Genomic DNA, 25,176 nt, shown 5'->3' on the forward strand with positions numbered 1-25,176 from the left:
CGGTTTCTTCTGGACGTGACAGGGGCGCAATATACGCTCTTTTCTGGACAGTTAAACCGGTTTCGGGCAAGGGAGCGGCATGACCGACACACCCATCACTCCAACCCGCGCGCGGCGCATCCTCCCCGGCGGGGGCGTGTGGTCGGCCGGTGCGGTACTGATCGCGGCGGTGGTGCTGGCGCCGATCCTGTCGGTGCTGGTGATCGCGCTGACGCCCAAGGAAAACATCTGGCCACACCTGATCTCCACGACGCTGCCGCGCTACCTGGGCAATACCGCGGTGCTGATGCTGTCGGTGGGCGTGCTGTCGGGCATGGTGGGCACCGGCGCGGCCTGGCTGATCACGCGGTACCGGTTCTTTTTGTCGCGCTGGCTGGAATGGCTGCTGCTGCTGCCGCTGGCGATCCCGGCCTATGTCGGGGCCTATGCGCTGGTCGACCTGCTGGAATACGCGGGGCCGGTGCAGACCGGGCTGCGGCAGCTCATGGGCTGGCAGAGCGCGCGCGACTACTGGTTCCCCGAGATCCGGTCGATGGGCGCGGCGATCGCGGTGCTGACGGCGGCGCTTTATCCTTATGTCTACCTGTTGACGCGCGCGGCGTTCCGCGAACAATCGGGCGCCAGCGAAGAGGTGGCGATGAGCCTCGGCACCGGCCCGGTAGGCCGCTTCCTGCGGGTGGGGCTGCCGCTGGCACGCCCGGCCATCGCGGCGGGCATGGCCATCGTGATGATGGAAACCGTCAACGATTTCGGCACGGTGGATTATTTCGCCGTGCAGACCCTGACCACCGGCATCTTCAGCGTCTGGCTGGAAAGCAACAATGCCGGCGGCGCGGCGCAGATCGCCAGCGTCGTGCTGGTGCTGGTGATCCTGCTGGTGATGCTCGAAAAATTCAGCCGTCGCCGGCTGCGGTTCTTCAACATGTCGGGCCGCCACCGCCCGGTGCCCAAACGCCACCTGGCCGGGGGGTGGGGCGCGCTGGCCTCTGCCGCCTGCCTGCTGCCCTTCGCGCTGGGCTTCGTGCTGCCGGCATGGGTCATCACCGCGCACGCGCTGGGCAATGCCGACCGCTGGGCCGATCCCGAATTGCTGAGCGCGCTGTGGAACACGCTGAGCGTGGGCGGCGTGGCGGCGGTGGCGACGGTGCTGGCCGGGGTCTTCATGGTCTATGGCGTGCGCCTGTCGGGGCGGAGCCTGCCGCGCCTGCTGCTGCCGCTGACCACCATCGGCTATGCCGCGCCGGGGGCGGTGCTGGGCGTGGGCATCCTGATCCCGCTGGCGCGGGTCGATCATGCGCTGGCCGACGGGGTCGAGGCGGCGAGCGGCGTCGATATCGGGCTGGTGCTGACCGGCTCGGCCTTTGCGCTGGTGCTGGCCTATGGCGTGCGGTTCTTTGCCATCGCGCAGGGCGCGGCGGACGCGGCGATGGGGCGGGTCTCGCCCAGCCTGCCGATGGCCGCGCGGTCGCTGGGGCGCACGCAGGGGCAGGTGCTGGGGCAGGTCTATTACCCGCTGATCCGCGCCTCGGTCGGCTCGGCGCTGCTGCTGGTCTTTGTCGATTGCGTCAAGGAGCTGCCCGCGACGCTGCTGCTGCGGCCGTTCAACTTCGACACGCTGGCCACCCGCGTGCACGACCAGGCGAGCCTTGAGAACCTCGGCGACGCCTCGCCCGCTGCGGTTCTGGTGATCCTCGTCGGGCTGGCGGCGGTGGGTCTGCTGGCACGGGCGAACCGCTGATCTTTCGCTCTTGCACGGACGCCGCGGTTTTCGTATTCCGACGCCCAGTGCCCCTATAGCTCAGCTGGTAGAGCAACTGATTTGTAATCAGTAGGTCCGCGGTTCGAGTCCGTGTGGGGGCACCATAAAGGCCACTTGAAGTGTCTTGTTTCCCATAAGTATTAATGGGCCTGCGCTTTTCCCGATGTCAGGCGGTGAGGGTTTCAGGGCTTTATGATTTCCGGGCGCTGGAATAGGTTGGCTTGGCGCCATTATCAAAACGAGGATTTCCATGAGGCTGTGTGTTGTTTTGTTTGCTGCAATGAGCGGTATTGTTGCTGGTTGCAGTGGTACCATGCAGGGTGTCGTGCGCGGTGAGGGAACGCCGGTGCAGTTCCAGTATGAGCAGGGCGTTGATCGTGATTTCTATCGCACGTCAATTGACGGAGAGTCCTTCTCAGGGCAGGCAGTTAATGCAGGAGCAACCAGCGGTGTCGGAACGGTGTTTGCGAACGGTGCGACCGGAACCGTTTTGGTCACCAGTAGCAGCGGAAACTTCGTCGCCGTGCTGATGGGCGATCGTGGCTCCACCATGCGTTGCCAGATGAACTATGCAGATAGTTCCGGTTTTACCTCTATGGGTGGGGTTGGCATATGCCAGCACAGTGACGGGCGAGTCATAGACGTTACTTGGTGAAGGGTGGCCAGCCCCGGCAGACGCCGAGTGCGCGGTGCATTGGAACAAATCTGAACGCCTCATCCGGCCAAGTTTACTCCGGGAGGATGGCCTTGTTGCGTGAGTTCAGCCCCATTCCTAGGTTGTCGTTTGCTGTCACCCCCCGAAAACCAGCACCCAGCCCTGCAGCAGCCCGATCAGGACCGGCTGGTGCAGCAGATAGATCACGAGGCTGTGCCGCCCCGGCCAGGCGGACAGGCGGGTGAGGGGCGTTTCCCCGGCCACCGGGGCCTCAAGCGTGGGCCACAGGCCCGTCCGTTGGCCCAGCCGCCCCAGTGCCATGCCCAGCAGGAACGGGGCGAGCCAGGGAAAGACCGGCTCGAAATCCATCGAGGGTTGCGGGTGCTGCGCAAGGCCCAGCGATGCCGGCCAGTCGACCGACAGGCCCCAGGTGTCGAACAGGCCGGGCAGGGCGAAGGTCACAATCGCCGCCGCCACAGTCAGGAACACCGGCGCGCGCAGGAAGGCAAGGCCGATCACGCTGGACACCGCGATGGAATGCAGGATGCCGAAATAGACGTAGAAATCGGGCTGCGCCGCCCATGTCGCCACGCTGATCAGCAGCGCCGCGGCGGTGACGCGCGCCAGCCGGTTCAGATAGGGGCGCATTCGCAACCCGCCCCGATGCGCAAGATACAGCGACAGCCCGGCCAGCCCCAGGAAGCTGCCCGCCACCAGTTTCGAAAACAGCGGCCAGCCGCCGGTCTGCGCGGTGTCCGCGGGCAGAAAGCCGAACATCGCCAGGTCGAACACCAGGTGAAACAGGATCATCCCCAGCAGCGCCACGCTGCGCGCGATGTCGATGATCGCGATACGGCGCGGGGCGGGGCGGTCGCTGGGCAGGGCGGTCTGGCTGAGGGTCACGCGCATCTCCGGGGTCTTGGGGGAGACTAGGGGCCGTGGCGGTGCGAGACAAGCCGCCCGTCCGCCCCCCGCGCCGGGCCTTCACGATGGGCGAATTGCCCGTTTTTTGGGCGCATCGCCGGATTACTGGGCGGTTTTTCACGGGCTGCGCCCTGCGCGGGCGCTTCGTTGTGGCCGTTCGGGCCGGGCGGTGCTCTGATGGGATCATATTCAGGATCACGCAATGACCGATACGCAGATTTTCGACGAGATGTGGGGCAGCGACGACAGCCTTCGCGCCCCTTACCAGAAATTCCACGACTGGTTCGGCGCCGAGGATGCCGCCCGCCTGCGGGCCAAGCAGCGCGAGGCGGAAGAGCTGTTTCGCCTGACCGGCATCACCTTCAACGTCTATGGCCGGGCCGAGGCCGAGGAACGGCTGATCCCCTTCGACATCATCCCGCGTATCATCTCGGGCGCGGAATGGCTGCGGCTGAGCCGGGGGATCGAACAGCGGGTGCGCGCGCTCAACGCGTTCCTGGCCGATATCTATGGCGGGCAGGAGATCATCAAGGCCGGGCGCCTGCCGGCCGAAATGATCGCCCGGAACGAGGCGTTCCTGCCGCACATGATCGGGGTCGCGCCGCCGGGCGATGTCTATACCCATATCGTGGGCATCGACCTTGTGCGCACCGGGCCGGGCGAGTTCTACGTGCTTGAGGATAACGCGCGCACGCCGTCCGGTGTCAGCTACATGCTGGAAAACCGCGAAACCATGCTGCAGATGTTCCCCGAGCTTTTCAGCCAGAACCGCGTGCAGCCGGTGCAGACCTACCCGGCCGACCTTCACCGTTCGCTTGCGGCCTGCGCGCCGGCGGCCACCACGGGCGACCCGGTGGTCGCGGTGCTGACGCCGGGCATCTATAACTCGGCCTATTTCGAACATGCCTTCCTCGCCGACCAGATGGGGGTGGAACTGGTCGAGGGGCACGACCTGCGCATCGTCGATGGCCGTGTCGCCATGCGCACCACGCGCGGATACACGCCGATCGACGTGCTGTATCGCCGGGTGGATGACGATTTCCTCGATCCGCTGAATTTCAACCCCGACAGCCAGCTTGGCGTGGCGGGGATCATGGATGTCTACCGCGCGGGCGGCATCACCATCGCCAACGCGCCCGGCACCGGCATCGCCGACGACAAGGCGATCTACAGCTACATGCCGGAAATCGTCGAGTTCTACACCGGCGAGCGTCCGCTGCTGGAAAACGTGCCGACATGGCGGTGTTCGGAACCCGAGGCGCTGGCCTATGTGCTGGACAACCTGTCGGAGCTGGTTGTGAAGGAGGTGCACGGCTCGGGCGGCTACGGGATGCTGATCGGGCCGACGGCCACGAAGAAAGACCTGGCCGCGTTCCGAAAGAAGCTCAGGGCGCGGCCCGGCAACTATATCGCGCAGCCGACGCTCAGCCTGTCCACCGTGCCGATATTCTCGCGCGCGGGCCTGACGCCGCGCCATGTCGACTTGCGCCCCTTCGTGCTGGTCAGCCCCGAGGGCATCCGCGTCACCCCCGGCGGGCTGACGCGGGTCGCGCTGAAGAAGGGCTCGCTCGTGGTGAACTCGTCGCAGGGCGGCGGCACCAAGGACACCTGGGTTCTGGAGGAGTAGGCGATGCTGGGCAAGACCGCGAACGGCCTGTTCTGGATGTATCGCTATCTCGAACGGGCCGAGAACATCGCCCGCCTGATCGAGACCGGCCAGCGCATCGCGCTGACGCGGCTGGGCGACAGCGATGCGGAATGGCGCTCGGTGCTGGAATCGGCGGCGGTTTGGCCGGGCTACCAGGCGCAGCACGAGGAATTGACCAAGGAAACCGCGATAGATTACCTGCTGCGCGCGCGCGACAACCCGTCCTCGGTCATGTCCTGCATCGCGCAGGCGCGGCACAATGCGCGGCTGGTGCGCACCGCCATCACCGGCGAGGTATGGGAGGCCACGAATGCCGCCTACATGACCGCGCATGACGCGCTGGCCCGCCGGGTGTCCGAGCGCGACCTGCCGGGCGTTCTGGGCACGATCCGCCAGCATACCGCGCTGGTGCGCGGCATGACCCACGGCACCATGCTGCGTAACGAGATCTACGATTTCGCCCGCATCGGCACCTTCCTGGAGCGCGCCGACAACACCGCGCGGATACTGGACGTGAAATATTACGTGCTGCTGCCCTCGGCCCGCGCGGTCGGCACCTCGCTGGACAATGTGCAATGGGAAACGATCCTGCGCTCGGTCTCGGCGCGGGGCGGGTTCCGCATGGAATATGGCGGCCGCGCCGGCCCGCGCGAGATCACGCAATTCCTGATCCTCGACAAGCGGATGCCGCGCAGCCTGGCGTTCTGCGCCTCCAAGCTCAGGGACAACCTGCGCTATCTGGGCACCGGCGACAGCGGCACGGCGCCGTCGCTGCAAAAGGTCAACCACATGGAACGGATGTACCTGTCGCACGAGGTCGACGCGATCTTCGATTACGGGTTGCACGATTTCATCCAGAAGATGCTGGACCTGCTGGCCGATCTTTCGCGTCAGATCGAGGTCGATTACAGGTTCTACGAATAGGGCACCGGATGCGGCTGAAGATACATCACGAAACGCGCTACCGCTTCGACGCGCCGGTATCCTACGGGTTGCAGCAATTGCGCAAGACCCCCAAGACCAGCCAGCAGCAATGGGTGCTGAACTGGGATACGCAGGTGACCGGCGGCCGCAAGGAGCTGAGTTTCGACGATTATCACCATAACGTCACCGAGCTGATCAGCTTTGACCGGGGGGTGACGGAGCTGACGGTCACCAGCCGGGGCGAGGTGGAGCTGAGCGATACCCACGGCATCGTCGGCCGCCATCGCGGGCCCGCGCCGCTGTGGCTTTACCGGCGCGAGACCGAACGCACCCGCGCCCGCGCCGGTGTTCGCGCGCTGGTCCGTCAGGCCGCGGGCGCGGACGAGCTGGAGCGGATGCACAGCCTGATCGAGGTGATCCGCGGCGCGGTCGCCTATGAGGTCGGCGTGTCGCATCCCGGCTGGTCGGCCGAAAAGGCCATCGAGGAGGGGCACGGCGTCTGCCAGGACCACGCCCATGTCTTCATCGCCTGTGCGCGCGAGATGGGGCTGCCCGCGCGCTATGTGTCGGGCTACCTGATGCTTGAGGACCGCGTTGCGCAGGACGCCATGCACGCCTGGGCCGAGGTGCATCTCGACGCGCTGGGCTGGGTCGGGTTCGACGTGTCCAACGGCATATCGCCCGACACGCGCTATGTGCGCGTCGCAACGGGGCTGGACTATTCCGACGCCGCGCCCGTATCTGGAACCCGGATCGGCGGCAGCGCCGAGTCGCTCGATGTGCGTATCGAGGTGCAGGCGCAGCAATAGGGGGCGGGCAGGCGGCAGATGACATATTGCGTTGGGATGATGCTCGATCGCGGGCTGGTCTTCATGTCCGACACCCGCACCAATGCCGGGCTCGACAATATCTCGACCTTCCGCAAGATGACGATCTGGGAAGAGCCGGGCGAGCGCATGATCACCCTGATGGCGGCGGGCAACCTTGCCACCACGCAGGCGGTCGTCAGCCTGCTGGACGAGCGCAGCAAATCGCCCGAGGCGCGCCAGCCCTCGCTGATGGCCGCGCCGTCGATGTTCCAGGCCGTGGGCATGGTGGCCGACACGCTGCGCGAGGTCATCGCCAGCCATGCCGAGGCGGGCCAGAGGGCCGACAGCACCTTCAACGCCACGCTGATCCTGGGCGGGCAGATCAAGGGCGGCCCGCCGCGCCTGTTCCTGATCTACCCCGAGGGCAATTTCATCGAGGCCGGCGGCGATACGCCGTTCTTCCAGATCGGCGAAACCAAGTATGGCCGGCCGATCCTCGTGCGGGCCTACGATCCGGGCCTGCGCTTCGAGGACGCGATGAAGCTGCTGCTGGTCAGCTTCGATTCCACGCTCAAGGCCAACCTCACCGTGGGCGCGCCCTTCGACTATCACCTGTATGAAACCGACAGCCTGCGCGCGGGCCGGCGCGGCCGGATCGAGGCGGACGATCCCTATTTCCAGGCGATCTCGCAAGGGTGGGGCGACGCCCTGAAAGAGGCGCTGGACAGCCTGCCGGCCTTTTCGCTCGACGCGTGACACCGCGATCCGGCGGGGCTTGGCACGGTGCGCTCCTGTCTTATGGTGGCGGCAGGAGGACGCGCGATGACCCACTCCCTCGATCCCGAAGACGCGGCCGGGTTTCGCCGCGCCGCGCATGAGTTGCTGGATGCCTGTCTCGACCGGCTGGAAGGCGCGCGCGATCACCCGTGGCAGCCGGTGCCCGGGTCGGTGAAGGCCGGCTATCGCCTTGACGGCGACGATACCGGGCAGGGCGAGGCGGCGCTGGCGCGGCGGCTGGCCTCAGACGTGCTGCCGCATGGCACCGGCAACACCCATCCGCGGTTCTTCGGCTGGGTGCACGGCACGGGGCTGGCCTCGGGGCTGCTGTCGGAAATGGTAGCGGCGACAATGAACGCCAACTTGGGCGGGCGCGATCACGGCGCGGTCTATATCGAGCGCGCGGTGATCGACTGGGCGCGCGGCGTGTTCGGCTTTCCCGAGGGGGCAAGCGGCGTGCTGGTCACCGGCACCAGCCAGGCCACGGTGATCGCGCTGGCCGCCGCGCGGGTGTGCGCGCTGGGGCCGCAGATGCGCAGGACCGGGCAGGGTGCGGTGCGGCTGACCGCCTATGCCGGCACAGGCGCGCATAACGCCGTGAAAAAGGCGCTGGAGCTGCTGGGCATCGGCGCGGACAACCTGCGCGCCATCCCGGAAACCGACCGGGGCATGGACCCGGTCGCCCTGCGCGCCGCCATCGCTGCCGACCGCGCGGCGGGCGCGCGGCCCTTTGCCGTGATCGGCACCGCCGGTTCGGTCGGTCTGGGCCGGTTCGACGACCTGCGCGCGCTGGCCGATATCGCGCGGGACGAGGGGCTTTGGCTGCATGTCGACGGGGCCTTCGGCGCCTGGGCACGGCTTGCCGGCGATCCGTGGCAGGGGCTGGTGGCGGGGATCGAGCGGGCGGACTCGCTGGCCTGCGATTTCCACAAATGGATGTATGTGCCCTATGATTGCGGGCTGGTGCTGATCCGCGACGAGACGGCCCACCGCGCCGCCTTTGCCGCCCGCCCGTCCTATCTGGAGGGGCAGGACAGGGGGCTTGCCGGGGGCGATCCGTGGTTTTGCGACTACGGCACCGACCTGTCGCGCGGCAATCGCGCGCTCCGGGTCTGGTCGGCGCTGGTGGCCTATGGCCCCGAAAGGCTGGGGGCGGCCATCGCCGACAACTGCGCGCGCGCCGCCCAGATGGGCGCGCTGGTCCGGGCCGATCCGCATATGCGGCCGATGGCGCCGGTGATCTCGAACCTGTGCGTCTTTACCGCCGATGCCCGCTTGTCGCCTGAGGCGCAAGGCGACCTCAACACAAGGATCGCGCAGGAGCTGCAACTGTCGGGCGAGGCGGTGTTTTCCACCGTCACCATCGACGGGATCACCGCCCTGCGCGCGGCCATCGCCAACCACCGCACAAGGGCGGAAGACGTGGCGCAGGCCATCGCCGCCGTTGCCCGCGCCCGCGATGCGGGGTAACCCTGCGGACAGGCAGGCAGGGGGCAGCACAATGCGCAAGGCGTTCATCACCGGCACCGCGGGGTTCATCGGCTACCACCTCGCGCAATTGCTGCTCGACGAGGGGTGGCAGGTCGCGGGCTTCGACGGGATGACGGATTACTACGACGTCGCCCTGAAACGCCGCCGCCACGCCATGCTGCTGCAATCGCCGAACTTCACCACGACCGAGGCGATGCTGGAGGATACCGATGCGCTGGACGCGGCGGTGGATGCGTTCGAACCGGACGTGATCGTGCACCTCGCCGCGCAGGCCGGCGTGCGCTACAGCCTCGACGCGCCGCGCGCCTATCTCGACGCCAACGTGCTGGGCACCTTCAACGTGATGGAGGCCGCGCGCCGGCACGACGTCGACCACCTGCTGATGGCCTCCACCTCGTCGGTCTACGGGGCGAATACCGAGATGCCTTATGCCGAGACCGACAAGGCCGACAGCCAGCTGACGATCTATGCCGCCACCAAGAAGGCGACCGAGGCGATGGGCCATGCCTATGCGCATCTGTGGGCCCTGCCCACGACGATGTTCCGGTTTTTCACCGTCTACGGGCCCTGGGGGCGGCCCGACATGGCGCTGTTCAAATTCGTCGACGCGATCCTGAACGGCCGGCCCATCGACATCTATAACCACGGCGAGATGTACCGCGATTTCACCTATGTCGCGGACCTGGTGCGCGGCATCCGCCTGCTGATCGACGCGGTCCCGCAGCGCCCCACCGATCCGGCCCACATCAAAGCGGGCGACAGCCTGTCCCCGGTCGCGCCTTACCGGATCGTCAATATCGGCAATTCCGAAAAGGTGAAGCTGCTCGATTTCGTCGACGCGATCGAAAAGGCGCTGGGCCGCCCCGCGCAGCGCAACATGATGGAGATGCAAAAGGGCGACGTGCCCGCCACCTGGGCCGATGCGACGCTTTTGCAGTCGCTGACCGGCTACCGCCCCGAAACCGATATCCGCGACGGCATCGCGCGCTTCGTGGCGTGGTACCGCGACTATTACGGCAAGTGACCCACCGGCGCGCGCCTTGCGCGCAACGTATTCGTATGCGCCCGGGCCGCGCAGGCCCTGGGGCCTGGGGGCAGCGCCCCCAATCCGTCGTATCCCTTAAAGCCCGCTTTCCTTGACCGCCTGCATCGACACATGGGTCGAGGTCGCGCCGACATGGGGCAGGGCCGAGATCACCTCGCCCAGAACCTGCCGGTAGCTGCGGATATCGGCGGTGCGCACCTTGACCAGGTAGTCGAAGCTGCCCGCGATCATGTGGCATTCCTCGATCTCGGGCACCTTCATCACCGCCGCGTTGAAGGCCGACAGCGCCTTTTCCGTCGTATCGGTCAGCTTGACCTCGGCAAAGGCCACGTGGTCGAGCCCCAGTTTCGCGGGGTTCAGCATGGCGCGGAAGCCCAGGATGTATCCGTGCTCCTGCAATTTTCTGACACGCACCTGTGCGGGGCTTTTCGACAGGCCCACCCGCCGGGCGAGATCGGCGATGGAAATGCGCCCGTCGGCGGACAGGACGCGCAGAATCCTGTGGTCGATGCGGTCCAGATGGTCGGTTTCGGTCCGTAAGGGCATCTTTCGTCCTTTGGTGAAGGTTTCGAAAAAGTCTAACCGCCTGCAGGTGTCCAATCAACGGGACAAAAGTCTTCCAGATTCGGGGTATCCTGAACCATAGCCCATGCCCGCCCGAAAGGAGCCCGCCCATGTCCCGCCTCGAACCCCTGCGCCATGCCATCCGGTCCGCGCATCATGCCGGTGAAGCGGCGGTGCTTGCGGACCTGCAGGCGGCCAGTCCCGTGGATGAGGCAACGCGCGCGGCGGCCCATGCACGCGCGATCCGGCTGGTCGAGGGGATACGCGGCGCGGGCCGGTCCGGGCTGATGGAGGTGTTCCTGTCGGAATACGGCCTGTCCACCAGGGAGGGCGTGGCGCTGATGTGCCTGGCCGAGGCGTTGCTGCGCGTGCCCGACCGCGAAACCATCGACGACCTGATCGAGGACAAGATCGCCCCCTCGGAATGGGGCGCGCATCTGGGGCGGTCGTCCTCGTCGCTGGTCAATGCCTCGACCTGGGCGCTGATGCTGACCGGCAAGGTGCTGCGCGACGACGAAGAGCCGGGGATCGCCAGCGTGCTGCATGGCGCGGTGAAACGGCTGGGCGAGCCGGTGATCCGCTCGGCCGTGGCACGCGCGATGAAGGAGCTGGGCCACCAGTTCGTTCTGGGCCGCGATATCGACGAGGCGGTCCGGCGCGGGGCCGACCGCGCGCGGCAGGGCTATGGCTTTTCCTACGACATGCTGGGCGAGGCGGCGCTGACCGCGCATGATGCGGCCAGGTATCACGCGGCCTATGCCGATGCTATCGCGCGGCTGGCGCGGCACAGCAGATCGGACGATATCCGCGACAACCCCGGTATTTCGATCAAGCTGTCGGCGTTGCATCCCCGCTATGAAGAGGGGCAGCGCGACCGGGTGATGGCCGAACTGGTCCCCGCCACGCTGGAGCTGGCCCTGCAGGCGCGGCAGGCGGGCATGGGGCTGAATATCGACGCGGAAGAGGCCGACCGGCTGGACCTGTCGCTGGACGTGATCGAGGCGGTGCTGCGCGATCCGCGGCTGGCGGGCTGGGACGGGTTCGGCGTGGTCGTGCAGGCCTATGGCAAGCGCGCGGGCCCGGTGCTGGACTGGCTTTATGCGCTGGCCGAGGGGCTGGACCGCAGGATCATGGTGCGGCTGGTCAAGGGCGCCTATTGGGACACCGAGGTCAAGCGCGCGCAGGTCGAGGGGTTGGAGGGGTTCCCGGTCTTCACCCGCAAGCCCGCGACGGACGTCTCCTACCTGTGCTGCGCGCGAAAGCTGCTGGGCATGACCAGCCGGATCTATCCGCAATTCGCCACCCATAATGCGCATAGCGTGGCCGCGATCCTGGAAATGGCCGATGACAGGGATGCCTTCGAATTCCAGCGCCTGCACGGCATGGGCGAGGCGCTGCACGATCTGGTGTTGCAACAGGCCGGAACGCGCTGCCGCATCTATGCGCCGGTGGGGGCGCATCGGGATCTTCTGGCCTATCTGGTGCGGCGGCTGCTGGAGAACGGGGCGAATTCCAGCTTCGTCAACCAGATCGTCGACGAGGACGTGCCGCCCGCGCAGGTGGCGGCCGACCCGTTCGCGGCGCTGGCGCATAGCGAAAGGTCGGCGGCGGTGCGCGACCCGGCCGATCTGTTCCGGCCCGAGCGGGCGAATTCGCGCGGCTTCGACCTGCACGACGCGCGCGACCTGGGGCGGATCGAACGGGCCCGCGCGCCGTTCCGCGATACGCAATGGCAGGCCGGGCCGCTGATCGCGGGCGATGTTGCGGGCGGCGAGCTGCACGAGGTGCGCAACCCCGCGCGGCCCGGCGACGTGGTGGGGCAGGTGGTGCTCTGTTCCGATGCCGATGTGGAAACCGCCCTTGCCGCGGCGCGGCCCTGGCAGGCGGACGCCGCGACGCGGGCCGGGGTGCTGAACCGGGTGGCCGACCTTTACGAGCAGAATTTCGGCGAGATTTTCGCGGTGGTGGCACGCGAGGCCGGCAAGACGCCCGGGGATGCCGTGGCCGAACTGCGCGAGGCGGTGGATTTCCTGCGCTACTACGCCGCGCGCGGGCAAGAGCTGTCGCGCGGGCCGCGCGGGGTCTTCACCTGCATCAGCCCGTGGAATTTCCCGCTGGCCATCTTTACCGGCCAGATCGCGGCGGCGCTGGCGGCGGGCAACGCGGTGCTGGCGAAACCGGCCGAAGCGACGATGCTGACCGCCCATCTGGCGGTGCGGCTGATGCATAAGGCCGGGGTGCCGCGCGACGCGATCCAGCTTTTGCCCGGTCACGGCGCCACTGTCGGTGCGCAACTGACCGGCGACGCGCGGGTGGATGGCGTCTGCTTCACCGGCTCGACCGCCACGGCGCAGCGCATCAACCGGGCGATGGCCGATGGCGTTGCGCCCCCGGCGCCGCTGATCGCCGAAACCGGCGGGCTGAACGCGATGATCGTCGACAGCACCGCGCTGCCCGAACAGGCGGTGCGCGATATCGTGGCCTCGGCGTTCCAGTCGGCGGGGCAGCGGTGCTCGGCGCTGCGTTGCCTTTACGTGCAGCAGGATATCGCGGGTCCGTTCCTGACCATGCTGTTCGGCGCGATGGATGAGCTGCGGCTGGGCGATCCGTGGGAGCACAGCACCGATGTCGGTCCGGTGATCGACGCGCGCGCGCAGGCCGATATCGCCGCCTATATCGACGCGGCCGATGCCGCGGGGCGGCTGCTGAAACGGGTGGATGCCCCGCAACAGGGGCATTTCATCGGCCCCGCCGCGATCCGCGTGTCGGGCCTTGCCGATCTGGAGCGCGAAATCTTTGGCCCCGTGCTGCACATCGCCACCTTCCGCGCACACGAGATCGACGCGGTGGTGGATGCGGTAAATGCCGGCGGCTATGGCCTGACATTCGGGTTGCACACCCGGATCGACGGGCGGGTCGAGCAGGTCACCAGCCGGTTGCGCGTCGGCAATGCCTATGTGAACCGCAACCAGATCGGTGCCGTGGTCGGCAGCCAGCCCTTCGGTGGCGAGGGCCTGTCGGGCACCGGGCCCAAGGCCGGCGGGCCGGATTACGTGCCGCGCTTTGCCGCCGGGGACCTGCCGCGCCACGACCCGGTGCCGGGGGATGCGGCGGACCCGGCGCAGGTGCAGGACCGGCTGGATGCGCTGGCCGCGCTTGAGCTGCCGCGCCTGAGCGTCCGGGACCTGCCCGGGCCCACGGGGGAATCGAACCGGCTGTCGGTCTTTGGCCGGGGCACGGTCCTGTGCCTTGGCCCCACCGCCGCGGATGCCGCCGAACAGGTGCGGATCGCGCGCGATGCGGGATGCCAGGCGCTGGCCGTGGCGCCGGGCGTGCCGCCCGCGCAGGGCATCGACGGGGTCCTGCCGCGCGTGGCGCTGGCCGGCCTGCGGGGCGTCGCGCTGGTGGCGCTCTGGTCCGGTGACGACGATCTGCGCGCGGCGCGGCAGGCACTGGCCCGGCGCGAGGGTGCGCTGATCGGGCTGGCGGCGGGGCACGACCTGGCCGCGCGCTGCCGGCTGGAGCGGCATATCTGCATCGACACCACCGCCGCGGGCGGCAACGCCGCGCTGCTGGCGGCCGAGTCCGGGGCGCCGCAGGCCGCCCCGTGACACCGGCGCAAGGCGGCTGATTGGTCACCTTTCCTGACCAAACCCCTTGGCAGACGGGCACCCGTCGGCTAGCCTTTCGGCGACGGCCCGACAAACGGGCCGCAAACCAGGGAGTGAGACATGCAGAAAATCCTGTCGCGGGTCGCCGTCGCGGCCCTTGCCGCCGCATTCGCCACCGAGGCGATGGCGACCGAATGGAACGTGTCCGTCTGGGGCAAGCGCCGCGCCTTCACCGAACATATCGAGAAGCTGGCCGAGCTTGTGTCGGAAAAGACCGGCGGCGAATTCACCATGAATATCAGCTATGGCGGGCTGAGCAAGAACACCGAGAACCTCGACGGTATTTCCATCGGCGCCTTCGAGATGGCGCAGTTCTGCGCGGGCTACCACCCCGACAAGAACCGCGCGATCACCGTGCTGGAACTGCCTTTCCTGGGCGTGCGCGACCTGGAAGAGGAGGTGGCGGTCAGCAACGCGGTCTATGCCCATCCGGCGGTCGAGCGGGAAATGGCCCAGTGGAACGCAAGGATGCTGATGACCAGCCCGATGCCGCAATACAACCTCGTCGGCACCGGCGAGCCGCGCGACGAGCTGGCCGAGTTCGACGGTATGCGCGTCCGCGCCACCGGCGGCCTGGGCGAGGCGTTCCGCGCCGTGGGCGGCGTGCCCACCTCGGTCACCGCGTCCGAGGCGTATCAGGCGATGGAATCGGGCGTGGTGGACACCGTGTCCTTTGCCCAGCACGCGCACCTGTCTTTCGGCACGATCAACCGGGCGACGTGGTGGACGGCGAACCTGAACCCCGGCACGGTGAACTGCCCCGTCGTCGTCAATATCGACGCCTACGACGCGCTCAGCGACGCGCACCGCCAGGCGCTGGACGAGTCCGTGCCCGAGGCGGTGGCCTTCTACCTCGAAAACTACGGCAAGCTGCTGCAGCGGTGGGACGAGGTGCTGGCCGAGAAGAACGTGCAGAAGGTGACGATCCCCGACGAGGAGCTTGCCAAGTTCCGCGAAGTGGGCGGCCAGCCGATCCACGACGAATGGATCGCCGAGATGTCGGCGCAGGGGATGCCCGCGCAGGAGCTGTACGATCTGGTCCAGCAGACGCTGGAGCAGCATCGCGCCTCGAACTGAGGCAGGCGTGACAACGGGCCGCCGCGCCGGGACATGTGTCCGGCGCGGCGGCTCGGCATCCCGTGCACATCACGAAAACAGGGGGGCAGGGTATGGCAGGTGCGGCGCCCGTGCTGGAGGACGGCAGCGTTCTGAGCCGTCTTGACCGCGGTCTTTTGCGGCTGGAAAGGGGATTTGCGTTGATCGCGGGGCTGGCGGTTCTGTCGCTGATGTTCCTCGCGGTCCGCTCGGTCGGGGGGCGGCTGCTGCTCAATGCGCCGCTGTCGGGCTACGTCGACTGGATCATGCAGCTCATGCCGCTGATCGCGATCCTTGCGGTGTCCTTCGCGCAGCGCGACGGCACGCATATCCGCATGGACCTGCTGGTGGCGCATCTCGGGGGCAGGGCGCTTTGGCTGTTCGAGCTGATCTCGGTGCTGCTGATCCTGTTCCTGATGGTGTTCCTGCTCTGGGGAAGCTGGGCACATTTCCTGCGCAGCTTCGATCTGGCGGCCCCGCTCTGGAGCCGCGATTCCACCATTGATATCGGGCTGCCGATCTGGCCGGCGAAACTGCTGGTGCCGGTGGCGATCTTCGTTTTGTGCCTGCGGCTCTGCATACAGGCCTGGGGCTATGGCCGCGCGCTGGTGCTGGGGCTGGCGAACCCGGTCGCGGTGCCGCTGGTGCAGGATGCCGCCGCGCAGGCCGCGGCCGAGGCCGAAACCCTCGGCGAGAAAGGGTAGGCGCATGGAACCCATCGAAATCGGTCTGTGGGTTTCGGGCGGGATGCTCGTGCTCGTGGTGCTGGGGATGCGGGTGGCCTTTGCCGCCGCGCTGGCCGGGCTGGTCGGCCTGTTCATAATCTTCTGGTCGAAACGCGGCTTCGATCCCGAACAGCTGGGCTGGGCGATCACCGTGGCGGCCAAGACGGCGGGGCAGGTGCCCCATTCCAAGGTGGCCAGCCACGAGCTCAGCCTGATCCCGACCTTCATCCTGATCGGGTATCTGGCCTATTATGCCGGGCTGACCCGCGCGCTGTTCGAGGCGGCGAAACGCTGGATTGCGTGGCTGCCCGGCGGGCTGGCGGTGTCGACGATCTTTGCCACCGCCGGTTTCGCCGCCGTGTCCGGCGCGTCGGTCGCCACCGCGGCGGTGTTCGCACGCATCGGCATCCCCGAAATGCTGAAGATCGGCTACAACAAGCAATTCGCCGCCGGCGTGGTGGCGGCGGGGGGCACGCTGGCCTCGCTCATCCCGCCCTCGGCGATCCTGGTGATCTATGCGATCATCGTCGAACAGGACGTGGGCAAGCTGCTGCTGGCGGGCTTCGTGCCGGGCGCGTTCTCGGCGGTGATCTATGCGCTGCTGATCGTCGGCATCGCGGTGGTGTTCAAATCGGTGGGCCCGCCGGTCAGCGGCTTTACGTGGCGCGAACGCTTTGCGTCGCTGCCCGCGGCGATGCCGATCCTGCTGGTGGTCGTGATCATCATCTTCTTCGTCTACAACCCGTTCGGCGAAAAGGCCTGGGGCACGCCCACCGAGGGCGGCGCGCTGGGGGCCTTCATCATCTTCCTGATGGCGCTGGGCCGCGGGATGCGCTGGGCCGAGCTGAAATCGGCGCTGATCGAAACCGCCAAGCTGACGGTGATGATCTTTACCATCATCTGGGGCGTGCTGATCTACGTGCGTTTCCTGGGCTTTGCACAATTGCCCGACGCCTTCGCCGACTGGATCACCTCGCTGCATTTCTCGCCCTGGGCGATCCTTGTCTGTATCCTTCTGGCCTATGCGGTGCTGGGCATGTTCATGGATGCGATCGGGATGCTGCTGCTGACCCTGCCGGTGGTCTATCCGGCGGTGATGGCCCTGAACGGGGGCGAGTTCGTGTCCGCCGAGGACAGCGCCTTTGGCATGAACGGCACGATGTGCGCGATCTGGTTCGGCATCCTTGTGGTCAAGATGGCCGAGTTCTGCCTGATCACGCCGCCCATCGGGCTGAACTGCTTTGTCGTGGCCGGCGTGCGCGAGGATCTGAGCGTGCAGGACGTGTTCAAGGGGGTCACGCCCTTTTTCATCGCGGATGCGGTGACCATCGGGCTGCTGGTGGCCTTTCCGGCCATCGTGCTGTGGCTGCCATCGCTGGCAAGCTGACAGGGTGGGCGGGAATGCCCGCCCACCCGTCGCCTAAGGGTCAGGCCGCCCGGTATTGCGGGGTCGAGGCCAGGCACCGCCCGTAATGCGCCGCATCCGGGTAGCTGAACTGCTCGGCCAGCGGGTTGGCGTGCCGTGTCCTGCGCGCGCCCATGTCGGCCAGCAATTCGTCGAAATGCCGGAAATGGAACGGCGCCGAGCACAGCCCGCCATAGACCTGCGCCGCGGGCCGGTCGTTGCGCCGCCAGTCCAGCATCATCTGGATGTTGCTGCGCATCCCGGCCTCGGTCGGTTGCCGCGCCAGCTGGCCATCGGCATAGCGCACCAGCCAGTTGGCGATCATCTCGGCCGACAGCACCGTGCAGAAGCTGGAGTTGAACCCGACAAAGCCCATGTCGGGCAGGTCCGGGTTCACCGACAGCCGGTAGGTCTTGTACTGGCCGTCCGGCTCGATCAGTTTTTGCCGATATGCCTCGGGCAGGATCGGCACGCCCAGTTTCCAGCCGACCGCCAGAACCGACACGTCGCAGCCCACGCGCTGCCCGTCGGTCAGAACGATCCCGTCGCCGTCGTAGTGGTCGAAACTGCCGCGCACCGGCACGATGGAGCCGTCGCGGAACCCTTCGAACAGGCCCGGCGTCACGATGGGCAGCGAGCACGAGGCCGTCTTTTCGATCGGCTGGTCGGGCACCATGTCCCATTTCTTAAGCCCCAGTTGCAGCTTCAGCAGGGTTTCCAGCCCGCGGAAATTGGCCCAGACCAGCGGCTTCGTCACCGCCGACAGGACCCGCGCCAGCGGCGAGGGCGCCCAGCCGTTGAACTGCACCTCCTGCGCACGCATGTAGAGCAGCCGCTTGAAGTTGATGCCGCCGATGAAATAGGGCAGCCGCCAGACGTTTTCCCGATAGACCAGCGTGACCTGCTTCGCCCCGTTCTGCGCCGCGTTCACGGCGATGTCGGTGGCCGATTTCGACCCGCCCAGAACCACCACGCGCTTGCCACGGGCCAGCGACGGGTCGGTGTATTCCGAACTGTGCATGACCCGCCCGCCCCGGGCGATGAACTCATCCTGCCCCGGATGGCTGATCGTGTTCTTGTCGGAAAACTGCCCAGTGCAGATGGCGACGAAATCGAAATCCTCGGTCCGGGTCTGGCCGGCCTCGTCGATGGTCAGCCGCCAGCCGGGTTGCCCGTCGGGGCGGCGCTCCATCGCGCGCACGTCGGTGTTGAGGCGGAACAGCCGCCCCAGCTTGTGCCTGTCCGCGTAAGAATGCAGATAGGCATGCACCTGCGGCCCCTTGGGCCATTCGGGATAATCCGCAGGCATCGGAAGATCGGTAAAGCGATACAGATCCTTGGGCGATTGCGTCTGCACGCCGGGATAGGATCGCGACAGCTCCCACACGCCGCCGAAATCGTGGCTGCGTTCGAACCCCGTCACCCGGTGGCCCTGCGCGTCGAATGCCTTGGCCGCGGCCAGCCCGCTGACGCCGCCGCCGATCACGGCGACCGTTTTGCGTTTCACCATTGTTCCGCCCCCGTTACTGCGCGTCGGGGGGCGGCAGGAAATCGACCTCGTGCAGCGCCGAGATGCGCACCAGCTCCTCGGGGTCGGTCAACCCGTCCAGCGCGGTAAAGAGGTCGAACAGCTTGCGCGCGGGGGCCACGCCGAAGACGCAGGTGGCCCCGGCGCCCGAGCGGTTGAAGATGCCATGCACGATCCCGCGCGGCATGCGGATCGTGTCGCCCGGCCCGGCCTTGTGCAGCTCGTCGCCGAACTCGATCTCCAGATTGCCCTCCAGCACGTAGATCCATTCGTCCTGCGTGGGGTGGATATGCGGCGGCACAAAGGTGCCGTCGGGGATATCCGCGTGCCAGACGAACACGCTGTCCGAGTGCAGTTTCGGGGTATATGTGTGCCCCACGACATTCCACGCCTTGCCTTCGTATGCGTCGGCGGCGGGGGTGATCCCTTTGCTATAGTCCATGTGCGTTTCCCTGTTCATTGTTATGTGACGCCACGGTAACAGCCGATCCGGCGCGCCGATTATCCGAAAAACGCAGGAATTCGCATCGCGTCGGGCGCTTTGAAAGGTCAGGCTTGATTTGTACCCGCAACGGCGTAGCCTTTCGGGATGATCGCAGCCGCACAGACCGGGGCCGCCCCGCTGGCCCGTCACAACCTGTTCCAGACCGACGATCTGGACCGTGCGCGCGCCATCGTGGCGCGGCAGTTCTGCGATCACCGGCTGGAACGCGCCAGCCGCGATGCCCCCTTTGCCGCGCTGCACAACCGCGCCGCCGGACAGGCGCTGTCGCTGAATTACCTGTGCTATGGCGCGGATGTGTGCATCGACCCGGGCGAATTGCGCGGCTTCTACCTGATCCAGATCCCGGTCGCGGGCGGGGCCGAGGTGGCCAATGGCGGCGATGCCGTTACCGTCGGGCGTGGCGCGGGCACGATCCTGAACCCCACGCGGCCGACCCGGATGCGCTGGGGCGCGGGCTGCCAGAAGCTGCTGATCCAGATCGAGCGCCGGGCGCTGAACGCGCTGGCCGCCGACTGGGCCGGGCACGAGCTGCCCGCATCGGTGCTGTTCCGCACCCATATGGATTTCACCACTGCGCCGGGGCGCGACTGGCTGCGCCGTGCGATGGCCTGCTTTCGCGCCGCCGAATGCGGGCAGGTCTTTGGCGCAGCCCGCACGCCCGCGCAGGGGCTGATCGAGGAAGAGCTGATGCTGTCGCTGCTGCGGTTCCAGGAAAACAGCGCCCAGCATTTCCTGGACCGCCCGGCCACCGGGCCTGTGCCCGCCCATGTGCGCCGCGCCCGCGACATCATCCATGCCCGGCTGACCGAGGAGTTCACCATGCGCGAACTGGCCGCCGAGGCCGGCACCAGCCTGCGCAACCTCCAGGTCGGGTTCGCCCAGAGCCACGGCATAGGGCCGTTGCAATACCTGCGTGGCGAGCGGCTGAAACTGGCGCGTTTCCGGCTGATCTCGGACGGGCCGGGGGCGCGGGTGGGCGATATCGCCGCGGCGCTTGGATTTGCCCATCTGGGGCGGTTCTCGTCGGCCTATCGCGCGGCCTTCGGCGAACCCCCGCGTCAGACGCTGGCGCGGGGCGCGCCCTGACCCGCGGCGCGGCGCACCATGCCGAACAGGTCGCGCGGATCGTCGGGGTCGGCCAGCATGTCGAGCGGTTCGAACATGTCGGTGCCCGCGATCCGGTCGCGGATATAGCGCAGGGCGCTGAAATCCTCGATCGCGAAGCCCACGCTGTCGAACAGCGTGATCTGCCGCGCGTCGCGCCGGCCCTGCGCCTGTCCGGCGATGACCTGCCACAGCTCGGTCACCGGGTGGTCGGGGGGCAGTTGCTGTATCTCGCCCTCGATCCGTGTCTGCTCGGGGTATTCCACGAAGATATCGGCGCGGTGCAGGATCGCGGGGGCCAGTTCGGTCTTGCCGGGGCAGTCGCCGCCGATGGCGTTGATATGCACGCCCGCGCCGATCATGTTGTCGGTCAGGATGGTGGCGTATTGCTTGTCGGCGGTGCAGGTGGTGATGATCTGCGCGCCCTCGATGGCCTGTTCCGGGCTGGTGCAGGGCACCACCGACAGCGCGGTTTCGGCCAGATTCCGCGCGGTTTTGGCCGTGGCCGCGGGATCGGTGTCATAGAGCCGGACGGTACCCACCCCGCAAAGCGCGTGGAAGGCCAGGCACTGGAACTCCGACTGCGCGCCGTTGCCGATCATCGCCATCACCCGCGCGTCGCCCGGCGCAAGGTAGCGGGCGGCCAGCGCCGACATCGCCGCGGTGCGGATCGCCGTCAGGATCGTCATCTCGGTCAGCAGCACCGGATAGCCGGTATGCACATCCGCCAGCAGGCCGAAGGCGGTGACGGTCTGCAACCCCTCGCGCGTGTTACCGGGGTGGCCGTTGACGTATTTGAAGCCATAGGCCTCACCGTCCGAGGTGGGCATCAGTTCGATCACGCCCACATCCGAGTGGCTGGCCACGCGGGGCGTCTTGTCGAACCTGTCCCAGCGGCGGAAATCCTCTTCGATATAGGCGGCGAGGTCGCGCATCATCGTTTCGATGCCGATATGGTGGATCAGGCGCATCATGTTGGCGACCGAAACGAAGGGCACCAGCGCCTTGTGCGACGGTTGGGTCATGTCCGTTATCCTTATCCGAAGGCGCGGGTGGGCCGGTCGAAGACGCGCCGGCCCATGGCGCTGGCGCACAGATCGACCATCAGCTGCGCGGTGCGGCCGCGTTCGTCGAGAAACGGGTTCAGCTCTACAAGGTCCATCGAGGTGACAAGCCCGCTGTCATGCAGCATCTCGCAGACAAGGTGCCCCTCGCGCACGGTGGCGCCGCCGGGAACGGTGGTGCCGACCGCCGGGGCCACGGACGGGTCGAGGAAATCGACATCGAGCGAGACATGCAGCGCCCCACCTGCCGCCGTCACGCGATCGAGGAACGCCTGCAGCGGGCGGGCGATGCCGGTCTCGTCGATCTCGCGCATGTCGTGGCGGGCGACGTGCGACGCCTGCAGCGCGTCCCGTTCCGCGCCATCGACCGACCGCAGCCCGAGGATGCAGATGTTTTCCTGCGGGATGGGGGCGGGCAGGGCGGGAAAGCCGGGAAAGCCCGGCTGCCCCGTCACATAAGCCAGCGGCGTGCCGTGCAGGTTGCCGCTTTCGGTGGTGGCGACGGTGTGGAAATCCGCGTGCGCATCCAGCCACAGCACGAATTGCGGGCGGCCCGCGCGCGCGGCATGGGCGGCCACGCCCGCGACCGACCCGAGCGAGATCGCGTGATCGCCGCCAAGAAAGACCGGCATGCCTTGATCCATCGCGCGCCCGGCCTCGGCCATCAGGGCCTGCGTCCAGCCGATGCATTCGTTCAGGCGGTGGGGATGCGCGGCGGGGTCGTCGGCCTCATGCGGCGCGGGGGCGAGGTTGCCGCGGTCGACCACCTTGTGCCCGAGCGCGGCCAGCGCCTCGGCCAGCCCCGCGGTGCGGTAGGCATCGGGGCCCATCAGGCAGCCGCGGCGGCGTTTGCCGCAATCCATCGGTGCGCCGATCAGGATGCAGGTTTGCGGGGTCATGCGGGGATACTCCTGTTCGCTATGGGGATGATATTGCGCCGTTTTGGGGTAGAGTTAAGCAGTCATGTTGATCATAAGTGATAAGAAAATGCCGAATTGGAAGGAAAGGCCGGCAATATGGACGATCTGGACCATGCCCTGATCCGCGCCTTGCGGCAGGATGCGCGCGCGCCGCTGTCGTCGCTGTCGGCGCTTCTGGGGGTGTCGCGGGCGACGGTGCGGGCGCGGATCGACAAGCTGCGCAAAAGCGGCGAGATCGTCGGCTTTACCGTGCTGCTGAAGGGCGATGTGGCGCGCGACCCGGTGCGGGGGCTGATGATGCTGGGCATTGAGGGGCGCGGCGCGGACCGGATCAAGCGCCAGCTTGCCGGGCTGCCCGAGGTGCAGGCGATCCACGCGACCAACGGGCGCTGGGACCTGATCGTCGAGCTGGGCACCGGCACGCTGGCGCAGCTTGACCGGGTGCTGGATACGATCCGCCGCTTCGACGGGGTGGCGACCAGCGAAACCAGCCTGCTGTTGTCGACGATGAAATCGGTGGCACGGGCGAATTGAAGCGGGCGGCGCGCCCTCAGCGGGTCGAGGCGCGGCGCAGGATCTCGGCCGCGTCGGGCCGGTCCAGCAGCGATTCCTGCACCTCGTAGGCCATGTGCGGCTTGTGTCCGTGGGCGTTCAGCCCGGCCGACAGGGTTTCGGCCAGCTCTGCCGGCAGGGCGGGCCTTGTGCGCGGATCGACCAGCAGCGTTTCGGCGGCGATCCCCTCGGCATAGATGATCTGGTGGCTGTCGAACAGCAGCTGGAAGTAATCGACGAAACCGCCATCCTGCCGGTAGACCGAGCTGCCGTTCACCAGATGCCGCGCCCTGACCAGAAGCTCGGACCGGCCGGCCCCCAGCGCGTCGGACCGCTGGTAGATGAACAGCCGGTGTTCGGGGCTGACGATCAGGTCATGGGCGTTGTGCAGCGTGCCGGCGGTGATCACGATCGGGGCGTATTCGCCCACCGCGCGCACGGTGTTCTGGCCGATCCAGCGGATTTCCTGCGGGCCCTCGTCGCGGGTCAGCACGCGATCGCCGACGCGCAGATCCTCGATCCGTTTCTGGGCGCCGTTGGCCAGGGTGATATGGGTGCCGCGCGTGAACGAGACGCAGGCCAGCTCCGCCAGCCGGGCGCGGGTGCTGTCGCGGTCGATGGTCACCAGCGCGTAATCGGTCCGGGGCTGCATCGCGGCCAGCGGCAGGGCATAGACCTCGGTCACGCCGCCATCCCCGTCGACCTCGACCAGGATCAGCATTTCGGTGGTCTGCCCGTCGGGCGACATGAAGGTCAGGCAGGAATCGAGATGCAGCTGCGCGCCCGCGCTGCCGGCGGCGGTGTCGGGGGCCACCACCAGCGTGCCATCGTTACGCGGGTGCACGCTGAGGCGGGCCATCTGCACCTGTGGCGCCAGCCGGTAGACGTCGCTGGGCACCAGCTCGTCGGCAAAGGACAGCGGATCGCCCAGGTTGGCGCCGTTCACGACGCTCAGCGCGTCCGAGCGGTAGACGGGCAGGGAAAAGGTGGCGTTTGTGGTGTCGGTCTTCATGCTGGTATTCTTGCAACTCCGGCCCGAAACCCTGGTCCGGCCGAACCGACCTAGGATACGAATGTGGCAGGGGTCGGTCAACGACCGGGTGTTTTGCTGGCAAAGCCCGGGGCTTTGGGCTAGCTCTCGGGGGATATTGCGAAATCCAGTCAGGGAGCGAAGAGATGGATCTGGGGATCAAGGGCAAGCGCGCGCTGGTCTGCGCCAGCAGCAAGGGGCTGGGCCGGGGCTGCGCCGAGGCGCTGGCGGCCGAGGGCGTCGATCTGGTGATGAACGCACGCAGCGACGGGCCGCTGCAGGAGGCCGCGCAGGCGATCCGCGACGCCCACGGGGTCGGGGTGACGGCCGTTGCGGCGGATATCACCAGCGAGGAGGGCCGCGCCAGGGTGCTGGAGGCCGCCGGGCAGGTGGATATCCTTGTCACCAACGCGGGCGGCCCGCCGCCGGGCCTGTGGACGGACTGGGACCGCGAGGATTTCATCAAGGCGCTGGATGCCAACATGCTGACGCCGATCGCGCTGATGAGGGCGCTGGTGCCGGGCATGATGGAACGCGGCTGGGGCCGGGTGGTGAACATCACCTCACAATCGGTCAAGGGGCCGATCCCGGTGCTGGGCCTGTCGAACTCGGCCCGCGCGGGGCTGACCGGCTATGTCGCGGGAACCGCGCGGCAGGTGGCGGAAAAAGGCGTTGCGATCAACAATCTGCTGCCCGGAATTCATGCGACCGACCGTGCGGTATCGCTCGATTCCGGCGTGTCCGAGAAACAGGGTATCACGATGGACGAGGCCCGCAGGCAGCGCGAGGCGACGATTCCCGCGCGCCGCTATGGCACCCCTGCGGAATTCGGCGCGGCCTGCGCGTTCCTGTGTTCGCAATATTCCGGTTTCATCGTCGGCCAGAACGTCCTGCTGGATGGCGGCGCCACCAACGTCACGATCTGACGGGTGACCCCGGGGGCAGGCGCAGCGGGCTTGCCCCCGGGGCGGCCTGTTGCTA

General features: G+C 67.5%; 22 protein-coding genes and 1 tRNA gene. 16 read left to right on the forward strand and 7 right to left on the reverse strand.

Annotated features, from left to right (window positions below):
* The first annotated feature begins 79 nt into the window (after positions 1–79).
* The 3 genes from F3H87_RS04380 (at position 80) to F3H87_RS04390 (ending at position 2,414) form a co-directional block, all read left to right on the forward strand.
* Positions 80–1,738: an ABC transporter permease gene (locus F3H87_RS04380; protein ID WP_149786261.1), complete on the forward strand. Its 1,659-nt coding sequence runs from the start codon at positions 80–82 to the stop codon at positions 1,736–1,738.
* A 49-nt stretch (positions 1,739–1,787) separates the two neighbouring features.
* Positions 1,788–1,863 (forward strand) — tRNA-Thr (locus F3H87_RS04385).
* A 146-nt stretch (positions 1,864–2,009) separates the two neighbouring features.
* Positions 2,010–2,414, forward strand: coding sequence for a hypothetical protein (locus F3H87_RS04390; protein ID WP_149786260.1), 405 nt, complete (start codon positions 2,010–2,012; stop codon positions 2,412–2,414).
* 135 nt (positions 2,415–2,549) lie between these two features.
* On the opposite strand, the gene F3H87_RS04395 is transcribed toward F3H87_RS04390, so the two are convergent.
* Positions 2,550–3,317 (reverse strand): heparan-alpha-glucosaminide N-acetyltransferase, encoded by a 768-nt coding sequence (locus F3H87_RS04395; RefSeq protein ID WP_223227956.1) that lies wholly within the window; start codon positions 3,315–3,317, stop codon positions 2,550–2,552.
* A 223-nt stretch (positions 3,318–3,540) separates the two neighbouring features.
* Here F3H87_RS04395 and F3H87_RS04400 point away from each other — a divergent pair, with 223 nt between their 5' ends.
* The 6 genes from F3H87_RS04400 (at position 3,541) to F3H87_RS04425 (ending at position 10,011) form a co-directional block, all read left to right on the forward strand.
* Positions 3,541–4,965 carry a circularly permuted type 2 ATP-grasp protein gene (locus F3H87_RS04400; protein WP_149786258.1) on the forward strand — a complete coding sequence of 475 codons (1,425 nt, stop codon included), beginning with the start codon at positions 3,541–3,543 and terminating at the stop codon, positions 4,963–4,965.
* 3 nt (positions 4,966–4,968) lie between these two features.
* Complete coding sequence (locus tag F3H87_RS04405) at positions 4,969–5,910, forward strand: alpha-E domain-containing protein (RefSeq protein ID WP_149786257.1); 942 nt, start codon at positions 4,969–4,971, stop codon at positions 5,908–5,910.
* A gap of 8 nt (positions 5,911–5,918) precedes the next feature.
* Positions 5,919–6,719, forward strand: a complete 801-nt coding sequence (locus F3H87_RS04410) for a transglutaminase family protein (RefSeq protein WP_149786256.1) — start codon at positions 5,919–5,921, stop codon at positions 6,717–6,719.
* A gap of 18 nt (positions 6,720–6,737) precedes the next feature.
* On the forward strand, positions 6,738–7,475 hold the full coding sequence (locus tag F3H87_RS04415; protein ID WP_188129122.1) for a proteasome-type protease: 738 nt from the start codon (positions 6,738–6,740) through the stop codon (positions 7,473–7,475).
* A 66-nt stretch (positions 7,476–7,541) separates the two neighbouring features.
* The gene (locus F3H87_RS04420) at positions 7,542–8,966 is read left to right on the forward strand and encodes a pyridoxal phosphate-dependent decarboxylase family protein (RefSeq protein WP_149786255.1); all 1,425 of its coding nucleotides are present in this window, start codon (positions 7,542–7,544) and stop codon (positions 8,964–8,966) included.
* Positions 8,967–8,997: 31 nt separating this feature from the next.
* Positions 8,998–10,011: an NAD-dependent epimerase/dehydratase family protein gene (locus F3H87_RS04425; RefSeq protein ID WP_149786254.1), complete on the forward strand. Its 1,014-nt coding sequence runs from the start codon at positions 8,998–9,000 to the stop codon at positions 10,009–10,011.
* Positions 10,012–10,107: 96 nt separating this feature from the next.
* Here the strand turns inward: F3H87_RS04425 and F3H87_RS04430 are convergent, their stop codons facing one another.
* A complete protein-coding gene (locus tag F3H87_RS04430) occupies positions 10,108–10,578 on the reverse strand; it encodes an Lrp/AsnC family transcriptional regulator (RefSeq protein WP_149786253.1) in 471 nt (156 codons plus the stop codon).
* 128 nt (positions 10,579–10,706) lie between these two features.
* On the opposite strand from F3H87_RS04430, the gene putA reads away from it, so the two are divergent.
* The 4 genes from putA to F3H87_RS04450 all read left to right on the forward strand — a co-directional run bounded on the left by putA (position 10,707) and on the right by F3H87_RS04450 (position 17,474).
* Complete coding sequence (gene putA / locus F3H87_RS04435; protein ID WP_149786252.1) at positions 10,707–14,207, forward strand: bifunctional proline dehydrogenase/L-glutamate gamma-semialdehyde dehydrogenase PutA; 3,501 nt, start codon at positions 10,707–10,709, stop codon at positions 14,205–14,207.
* Positions 14,208–14,327: 120 nt separating this feature from the next.
* On the forward strand, positions 14,328–15,344 hold the full coding sequence (locus F3H87_RS04440) for a C4-dicarboxylate TRAP transporter substrate-binding protein (protein ID WP_149786251.1): 1,017 nt from the start codon (positions 14,328–14,330) through the stop codon (positions 15,342–15,344).
* 92 nt (positions 15,345–15,436) lie between these two features.
* On the forward strand, positions 15,437–16,066 hold the full coding sequence (locus F3H87_RS04445) for a TRAP transporter small permease subunit (protein WP_149786250.1): 630 nt from the start codon (positions 15,437–15,439) through the stop codon (positions 16,064–16,066).
* A 4-nt stretch (positions 16,067–16,070) separates the two neighbouring features.
* A complete protein-coding gene (locus F3H87_RS04450) occupies positions 16,071–17,474 on the forward strand; it encodes a TRAP transporter large permease (RefSeq protein WP_149786249.1) in 1,404 nt (467 codons plus the stop codon).
* A gap of 40 nt (positions 17,475–17,514) precedes the next feature.
* On the opposite strand, the gene F3H87_RS04455 is transcribed toward F3H87_RS04450, so the two are convergent.
* Positions 17,515–19,002, reverse strand: coding sequence for a flavin-containing monooxygenase (locus F3H87_RS04455; protein WP_149786248.1), 1,488 nt, complete (start codon positions 19,000–19,002; stop codon positions 17,515–17,517).
* A gap of 13 nt (positions 19,003–19,015) precedes the next feature.
* The gene (locus tag F3H87_RS04460) at positions 19,016–19,462 is read right to left on the reverse strand and encodes a cupin domain-containing protein (RefSeq protein WP_149786247.1); all 447 of its coding nucleotides are present in this window, start codon (positions 19,460–19,462) and stop codon (positions 19,016–19,018) included.
* A 147-nt stretch (positions 19,463–19,609) separates the two neighbouring features.
* On the opposite strand from F3H87_RS04460, the gene F3H87_RS04465 reads away from it, so the two are divergent.
* A complete protein-coding gene (locus F3H87_RS04465) occupies positions 19,610–20,611 on the forward strand; it encodes an AraC family transcriptional regulator (RefSeq protein WP_149786246.1) in 1,002 nt (333 codons plus the stop codon).
* On the opposite strand, the gene F3H87_RS04470 is transcribed toward F3H87_RS04465, so the two are convergent.
* Together F3H87_RS04470 and rocF are read right to left on the reverse strand one after the other, a co-directional pair.
* Positions 20,584–21,654: an ornithine cyclodeaminase gene (locus F3H87_RS04470; RefSeq protein WP_149786245.1), complete on the reverse strand. Its 1,071-nt coding sequence runs from the start codon at positions 21,652–21,654 to the stop codon at positions 20,584–20,586. The genes F3H87_RS04465 and F3H87_RS04470 overlap by 28 nt on opposite strands.
* Before the next feature lie 11 nt (positions 21,655–21,665).
* A complete protein-coding gene (gene rocF, locus F3H87_RS04475; protein ID WP_149786244.1) occupies positions 21,666–22,592 on the reverse strand; it encodes an arginase in 927 nt (308 codons plus the stop codon).
* Positions 22,593–22,709: 117 nt separating this feature from the next.
* On the opposite strand from rocF, the gene F3H87_RS04480 reads away from it, so the two are divergent.
* Positions 22,710–23,147 carry an Lrp/AsnC family transcriptional regulator gene (locus tag F3H87_RS04480; RefSeq protein ID WP_149786243.1) on the forward strand — a complete coding sequence of 146 codons (438 nt, stop codon included), beginning with the start codon at positions 22,710–22,712 and terminating at the stop codon, positions 23,145–23,147.
* Positions 23,148–23,163: 16 nt separating this feature from the next.
* Here F3H87_RS04480 and F3H87_RS04485 read toward each other — a convergent pair whose 3' ends face one another.
* The gene (locus tag F3H87_RS04485; RefSeq protein ID WP_149786242.1) at positions 23,164–24,177 is read right to left on the reverse strand and encodes a Hint domain-containing protein; all 1,014 of its coding nucleotides are present in this window, start codon (positions 24,175–24,177) and stop codon (positions 23,164–23,166) included.
* Positions 24,178–24,341: 164 nt separating this feature from the next.
* Here F3H87_RS04485 and F3H87_RS04490 point away from each other — a divergent pair, with 164 nt between their 5' ends.
* Positions 24,342–25,121 (forward strand): SDR family oxidoreductase, encoded by a 780-nt coding sequence (locus F3H87_RS04490; RefSeq protein WP_149786241.1) that lies wholly within the window; start codon positions 24,342–24,344, stop codon positions 25,119–25,121.
* The last annotated feature ends 55 nt before the right edge of the window (positions 25,122–25,176 follow it).

It is taken from the genome of Lutimaribacter pacificus (genome assembly GCF_900142185.1).
In the GTDB taxonomy this organism is placed as follows: Bacteria; Pseudomonadota; Alphaproteobacteria; order Rhodobacterales; family Rhodobacteraceae; genus Lutimaribacter; species Lutimaribacter pacificus.

What these genes read in the sequence shown, in the direction of transcription:
- F3H87_RS04380 (WP_149786261.1), top strand. Translation starts at nt 80, where the DNA reads ATGACCGACACACCCATCACTCCAACCCGCGCGCGGCGCATCCTCCCC.
- F3H87_RS04390 (WP_149786260.1), top strand. Translation starts at nt 2,010, where the DNA reads ATGAGGCTGTGTGTTGTTTTGTTTGCTGCAATGAGCGGTATTGTTGCT.
- F3H87_RS04400 (WP_149786258.1), top strand. Translation starts at nt 3,541, where the DNA reads ATGACCGATACGCAGATTTTCGACGAGATGTGGGGCAGCGACGACAGC.
- F3H87_RS04405 (WP_149786257.1), top strand. Translation starts at nt 4,969, where the DNA reads ATGCTGGGCAAGACCGCGAACGGCCTGTTCTGGATGTATCGCTATCTC.
- F3H87_RS04410 (WP_149786256.1), top strand. Translation starts at nt 5,919, where the DNA reads ATGCGGCTGAAGATACATCACGAAACGCGCTACCGCTTCGACGCGCCG.
- F3H87_RS04415 (WP_188129122.1), top strand. Translation starts at nt 6,738, where the DNA reads ATGACATATTGCGTTGGGATGATGCTCGATCGCGGGCTGGTCTTCATG.
- F3H87_RS04420 (WP_149786255.1), top strand. Translation starts at nt 7,542, where the DNA reads ATGACCCACTCCCTCGATCCCGAAGACGCGGCCGGGTTTCGCCGCGCC.
- F3H87_RS04425 (WP_149786254.1), top strand. Translation starts at nt 8,998, where the DNA reads ATGCGCAAGGCGTTCATCACCGGCACCGCGGGGTTCATCGGCTACCAC.
- F3H87_RS04430 (WP_149786253.1), bottom strand. Translation starts at nt 10,578, where the DNA reads ATGCCCTTACGGACCGAAACCGACCATCTGGACCGCATCGACCACAGG.
- putA (WP_149786252.1), top strand. Translation starts at nt 10,707, where the DNA reads ATGTCCCGCCTCGAACCCCTGCGCCATGCCATCCGGTCCGCGCATCAT.
- F3H87_RS04440 (WP_149786251.1), top strand. Translation starts at nt 14,328, where the DNA reads ATGCAGAAAATCCTGTCGCGGGTCGCCGTCGCGGCCCTTGCCGCCGCA.
- F3H87_RS04445 (WP_149786250.1), top strand. Translation starts at nt 15,437, where the DNA reads ATGGCAGGTGCGGCGCCCGTGCTGGAGGACGGCAGCGTTCTGAGCCGT.
- F3H87_RS04450 (WP_149786249.1), top strand. Translation starts at nt 16,071, where the DNA reads ATGGAACCCATCGAAATCGGTCTGTGGGTTTCGGGCGGGATGCTCGTG.
- F3H87_RS04455 (WP_149786248.1), bottom strand. Translation starts at nt 19,002, where the DNA reads ATGGTGAAACGCAAAACGGTCGCCGTGATCGGCGGCGGCGTCAGCGGG.
- F3H87_RS04460 (WP_149786247.1), bottom strand. Translation starts at nt 19,462, where the DNA reads ATGGACTATAGCAAAGGGATCACCCCCGCCGCCGACGCATACGAAGGC.
- F3H87_RS04465 (WP_149786246.1), top strand. Translation starts at nt 19,610, where the DNA reads ATGATCGCAGCCGCACAGACCGGGGCCGCCCCGCTGGCCCGTCACAAC.
- F3H87_RS04470 (WP_149786245.1), bottom strand. Translation starts at nt 21,654, where the DNA reads ATGACCCAACCGTCGCACAAGGCGCTGGTGCCCTTCGTTTCGGTCGCC.
- rocF (WP_149786244.1), bottom strand. Translation starts at nt 22,592, where the DNA reads ATGACCCCGCAAACCTGCATCCTGATCGGCGCACCGATGGATTGCGGC.
- F3H87_RS04480 (WP_149786243.1), top strand. Translation starts at nt 22,710, where the DNA reads ATGGACGATCTGGACCATGCCCTGATCCGCGCCTTGCGGCAGGATGCG.
- F3H87_RS04485 (WP_149786242.1), bottom strand. Translation starts at nt 24,177, where the DNA reads ATGAAGACCGACACCACAAACGCCACCTTTTCCCTGCCCGTCTACCGC.
- F3H87_RS04490 (WP_149786241.1), top strand. Translation starts at nt 24,342, where the DNA reads ATGGATCTGGGGATCAAGGGCAAGCGCGCGCTGGTCTGCGCCAGCAGC.